Annotated in this window: 1 protein-coding gene; it reads right to left on the minus strand. The window is 58.7% G+C overall.

What is annotated here, in order from left to right; all coding sequences use genetic code 11:
* Positions 1–37: 37 nt before the first annotated feature.
* Positions 38–1257, minus strand: a protein-coding gene (locus AC19YQ_RS24940) for an IS3 family transposase (RefSeq protein ID WP_442800259.1) whose coding sequence is annotated in 2 segments (ribosomal slippage) — positions 38–912 and positions 912–1257 — 1221 coding nt in all. Because the reading frame shifts where the segments join, the coding sequence is not laid out codon by codon here.
* Positions 1258–1327 lie beyond the last annotated feature (70 nt).

Here is a 1327-nt window from a genome sequence, read left to right on the forward strand (position 1 = left end):
TGGATTAGCCCCTACAAAACCGGACACCAACTCCCCGTTAAATTGATGCCACTGCCAAGCGCCTGAACTCCCTCGGTGAGCGATAGTTCAAAGCGCTGTGCGGATGCTGCTCGTTGTAATGCTCAAAGGCAATTGCCAGGTTACGCAGCGCCGTTTCTCGATCCGGCTTGGGCATGTGCGCCACATAATCCCGCTTGATCGTCTTCACGAAGCTCTCGGCCATGCCGTTGCTCTGCGGGCTGCGCACAGGTGTGGTCACCGGTTGCAAACCGATCTGCCGAGCAAACAGGCGTGTCTGTTCGGCGGTGTACGCCGAGCCGTTATCGCTTAGCCATTGCACCGGCGTGGCGGGCAGTTGATCGCCAAAGCGCTTCTCCACGCTTTCCAGCATCAAGTCGCGGATATCATCGCCGCTGTACCCCGTTGGACTTGCAACCCAGCCGATGGCCTCACGATCACAGCAGTCCAGGGCGAAGGTCACGCTCAGTTTGGCACCGTCCTCGCAGCGGAACTCAAAACCATCCGAGCACCAACGCGTATCACTGGTTTTCACCGCAATACGACCTTCGTGCCGCCGCGGCACGCCGGGTTGTTTGAGTCGACGCTCCAGCAGCAAGTTGTGATCACGCATGACCCGGTAAACCCGCTTCACATTGATTGCCGGTAGCGACTGGGTTTCACGGGCTCGACGCAGCAATCCCCAGACCCGACGGTAGCCATAGCTGGGCAGCTCGCTGACCTGTTGCTGGATCTCAACCACCAACTCAGCGTCGTCCACAGGTCTGCTTCGCCGTACTTTGGGCGATACCGATTGTTTGATTCGAACCGTTAATTGCGAGCGCGCCACACCGAGACATTTGCTGACCAGCTTCACTGGTCGTCCCCCGGCAACAAGGGTGAGTGCGCAATCCATTTTCGCGACCGGGCGATCTCCACGGCCTCTTTGAGGATTTCTGCTTCCATCGTTTTCTTGCCCAGCATCCGTTGCAGTTCACGGATCTGCTTGAGCGCATCGCTCAGCTCGGAGGCCGGCACCACGGCTTCGCCAGCACTGACCGCCGACAGGCTGCCGTCCTGGTACAGCTTGCGCCACAGGAACAGCTGGTTGGCATTGATGCCGTTGCGCCGAGCCACCACCGAAACGCTTTGTCCGGGCTCAAGGCTCTCGCGAACCATGGCCAGTTTTTGCTCCGGGCTCCATCGGCGCCGCCGCTCCTGGCCCAAAAGCTCCCCACTCTTATCGTTGCTATTAGTCATAAACATAACCGTTTGCCTATCCCTTATCGTAAGGGGGAAACGGTGTCCTGTCTTTCATGGGGCTCGTTCA

Source organism: Pseudomonas sp. MF06569, assembly GCF_059862735.1.